Consider the following 3999-nt stretch of genomic DNA (forward strand, 5'->3'; position numbering starts at 1 on the left):
AAGAATCATTAAAACTAATAGCATTGAAAAAGTATTTCTTGCCTTAAACGGTTTGTGCATTTTCATTTTTTTTCAATGTAAGTTTTACTCTTTCAATTCTGTTCTTATTGATAACAAGGGGTATAAATGTAAAATCACCAGCAACAATATTTTCGTTTACCTGGGGAAACTCACCGGCAATTTCAAGCACAAGACCGGCAAGAGAATCGCTATCGCCACGAATTTTATCAAAAGTATTAATAGGAATATGAAGAGCCTTGCATACATCGTTGATCATAGTTTTTCCTTCAAATATATAATTGAAGTCGTCTAATTTTTTATTGGCACTTTGTTCATCGTCAAATTCATCCTGTATGTCTCCGATAATCTCTTCCATCACATCTTCGAGTGTTACAATACCAGAGGTTCCGCCAAATTCATCTACAACAACTGCAAAATGGATCCGCTTATTCCGAAAATCCTGCAAGAGATCTTCAATTAATTTTTGTTCATGAACATAAAATACAGGACGCATCAGAGTATGCCAGTCATATATTTCCTCATCGAGATGGGGTAATAAATCTTTTGTATGAAGAATACCGACAATTTCATCCAGGTTATTTTTATAAACAGGTAACCGTGAGTAGTGCATTTCTTCCACCTTATTTTTTACATCCTGGAAAGAAGTATTTAGCTCAATGCCACTAACGTCCAAACGTGTACGCATTGTTTGCTTAACAGTTGTGTTACCAAATTTTCTAATACCTTTTAAAATTTGTTTTTCTTCGCTGGTTGCTTCGTGATCAGGCAGCAGGTCAATGGCGTAGTCCAGTTGCGTATCATCCATGCGGGAAGAGCCTGAATGAAAGCCTTTTTCAATTCTATCGCTTAGCCTTACCATGCGGATGCTTATCTGAAAAAAAATACTGTGGAATATTTCTATCACCAGGGAAGAGGTAGCGGCAAACCATATTTTATGATGTGTCGCCCATACTTTTGGTAATACTTCGCAAAACATAACCAGTAATGCAGTAACAACAACAACTTTAATTGTGAATTCAAGAATGAACTGTAAGTGGAGGCTATCAATCCAGTTATTCATCAGCGTGTTTGATATAAGTATAATCCCAATATTTACAAGGCTGTTTGTAATTAGCATTGATGCAAGCAAAGTTTTAGGATTTTCAAGCAAGGTGATAATTCTCTTATAAGATGGGTGTTGCCTGGTTTTAAGCATATTTATGTCCTTAACTGTAAGCGAAAAAAAAGCTACTTCGGAACCCGACACCATAAAAGAAAGTAAGAAAAGTATGATAATAGTAAAAAAAAGTATGGTTGTGGCAGCAGGAGTTATTACAAGAAAATTAAGTAAGGTATAACTGTAATGAATAAACGAATGATAATCCAAAGCAAATAATTTTAGTTAAAGATGCGGCTCAATATAATAATCAGCCGAATTAAAAAGGAAGCTTTTCTGTTCCATCGTCTATGGGTGGTATATCATTGCCCGGTAAATTCTCATGGCCTCCTTCCAAACCAGGTTGCCCGCCTTCTGAACGCTTGTCCAGCATGATAAGGTTATCGGCAATAATCTCTGTCGCCATTTTCTTATTGTGATCCCTGTCTTCCCAATGCCTTGTTTTTAAGCGGCCCTCAATATAAACAAGGCTACTTTTATGAAGGTATTTTTGTGCCAGTTCGGCAAGGCCACGCCATAAAACAACATTGTGCCATTCCGTTTGAGAAATCAGCTTTCCTGTTTTGTCTTTATAGGTTTCAGTTGTGGCCAATGGAAATTTTGCTACAGGAATGTTTCCCTCGAGATATTGTATTTCAGGGTCTTTACCCAGGTTACCTATTAGTACAACTCTGTTTACGCCTCTCATAAAAAACTTATTTTCTTCAGTTCGCGATTTGATAAAAACAAATTTAAAGATACATTTTAATCCTGCAAGTAAGAAGTGATAAATTTAGGAAATGCAAGCTTTTTGAGTTCATTCTTAGAAACGGGCGTGTATTTCTTTAAAGGTTGCTCTGCCTTTTTTAGGGTGACGTGTATAAACCTTCCGATAATAGTTTGATGCGTAAGTTTTTGCCTGTATGTTTCGGAAACTTTGTCAATCTTAATACTTTCTCTATTAAATAACTTTCCAACTGATTGGCCTTTTAAGAATTCGTCCTCCGGTATCATCTGGTCCGTTTCAATCAGGATAAACTCAAACAGGTTTTGCCAGATATCTTTTCCAGTTCTCTGATTTACGTAGACTTTATTTCCAGTTTCAACCACCAGGTAATTAAAAAACCTTTGCCGGGTTTTTATTCCTTTTTCTTTTACAGGCAAAATGCTAACAAGTTTTTTTTGGTTGGCAACACACTTTTTTTGAAGTGGACAGTCAGAGCACAACGGAAGAAGGGGTTTGCATACTATAGCGCCAAAGTCCATAATTGCCTGGTTATATTCTGCAGGGTTACTTTTGTCTACCAATTTATTGGCAAGGGTTTTAAATAATTTTTTACCGCCGGTAGAATCAATAGGAGCGTGAATGCCAAAAAATCTTGCCAAAACCCTAAAAACATTTCCGTCTACAACTGCGTACGGCTGGTTAAATGCAAACGACGCAATCGCAGAAGCTGTATAATCTCCGATTCCCTTAAGAGACAAAATATCTTCGTACCTATCCGGAAACCTGCCATCCAACTCATCGTTAATATACCTCGCAGAAGCCATCAAATTTCTGCAACGGCTGTAATAACCCAATCCTTCCCACAGTTTATAGACTTCCTGCTCGTTGGCTTTGGCAAGGCTTTTTACATTAGGCCATGCTGCAATGAAGCGATTATAATACGCTAATCCTTGTTGCACGCGTGTCTGTTGTAATATTATTTCGCTAATCCAAATCTTGTAAGGATCCTTTTCTCCCTTCCATGGCATTTCCCTTTTATTTTTATTTCTGTTCCATTTTATTAAAAATTCAAAAAAAAATTTCTTATTTTTCATTAAATATTAAATGTGTAATCAATTTGTAACTAATAATTCATGCAAATATGTGCCCTAATTAATGAAGAATGGATTTTAAATGTGGAAATAAACGTGTGCTAACCTGGTAAAACATTTTTTGTTTCGAATTTAAATCAATAACCCAAATTTCAATTTAAAAAAATGAGAAAAGCAGATATTATCAACCAAATTTCAGAAAAAACAGGGATACCCAAAGTGGATGTTTTAGTTACATTGGAAACGTTATTTAAGGAAGTGAAGGAATCACTAGCCAAGGGAGAAAATATCTATATAAGAGGATTTGGTAGTTTTATTACTAAAAAAAGAGCAGCTAAAATCGGTAGAAACATAAAGAAAAACATTGCAGTAGAAATACCGGAACACTACATTCCCGCTTTTAAACCGGCAAAGGAATTTGTGCAGGATATAAAGGAGCGTAACCACAACCGCAATTCACAATAGTTGTACCTTTGCACGGGAACAAAAAATCTCCCTGGATATTACAATTGATTAAACGAATTATTCTTGCAGCTGCCGGGTGCATATTTTTGCTTTTACTGTTCCTGTTTGGAAAAACAACAATTCCGAAACCCGACTTTGTAACACCTGGGCTTGTTACCCCGACATTTGATATCACCTCGTTTATTGCCAAGGAAAAACAGCACCTATCTCCATCCCAACTAATTTATGTTTCAAAAATTGAAAATGGCATCAGCCGGGGAGACGTAAAAAAGCAATCTGACAGGCAATTGACTGTGCTTGCTGATTTTTGGAAAGATTCAGTAGGAATATTTCCCCCCTATGCTTATTATTTGAGCGAAGCAGCTAAATTGGATAATTCGGAAAAAAACCTCACCTTTGCTGCCCGTTTGATTTTAGAGAATATGAGGAGAGAAGATAGTGCGGCCCTAAAGTCGTGGGAAGCGGAGACAGCAGCGTCTCTATTTGAAAGGGCTTTAAAACTCGATCCGGACAATGATGATTTGAAAGTTGGATTGGGAAGTTGCTATGTTTATGGACAA

5 protein-coding genes are annotated in these 3999 nt (G+C 36.6%); 2 read left to right on the forward strand and 3 right to left on the reverse strand.

The window, feature by feature from the left end:
• Positions 1–43: 43 nt before the first annotated feature.
• Genes gldE through mutY form a run of 3 tightly spaced genes read right to left on the reverse strand, consistent with a single transcriptional unit; the run spans position 44 to position 2977 of the window.
• The gene (gene gldE, locus ACO1O5_RS02635; RefSeq protein ID WP_486268193.1) at positions 44–1387 is read right to left on the reverse strand and encodes a gliding motility-associated protein GldE; all 1344 of its coding nucleotides are present in this window, start codon (positions 1385–1387) and stop codon (positions 44–46) included.
• Between the two features lie 49 nt (positions 1388–1436).
• Positions 1437–1865: a single-stranded DNA-binding protein gene (locus ACO1O5_RS02640; protein WP_486268195.1), complete on the reverse strand. Its 429-nt coding sequence runs from the start codon at positions 1863–1865 to the stop codon at positions 1437–1439.
• A 56-nt stretch (positions 1866–1921) separates the two neighbouring features.
• Positions 1922–2977, reverse strand: a complete 1056-nt coding sequence (gene mutY, locus ACO1O5_RS02645) for an A/G-specific adenine glycosylase (RefSeq protein ID WP_486268197.1) — start codon at positions 2975–2977, stop codon at positions 1922–1924.
• 162 nt (positions 2978–3139) lie between these two features.
• Here mutY and ACO1O5_RS02650 point away from each other — a divergent pair, with 162 nt between their 5' ends.
• Positions 3140–3439: an HU family DNA-binding protein gene (locus ACO1O5_RS02650; protein ID WP_486268199.1), complete on the forward strand. Its 300-nt coding sequence runs from the start codon at positions 3140–3142 to the stop codon at positions 3437–3439.
• Between the two features lie 8 nt (positions 3440–3447).
• Positions 3448–3999: tetratricopeptide repeat protein (locus tag ACO1O5_RS02655; RefSeq protein ID WP_486268201.1), on the forward strand; the 552-nt coding region annotated here is incomplete at its 3' end.

Source organism: Ginsengibacter sp. (assembly GCF_057362405.1).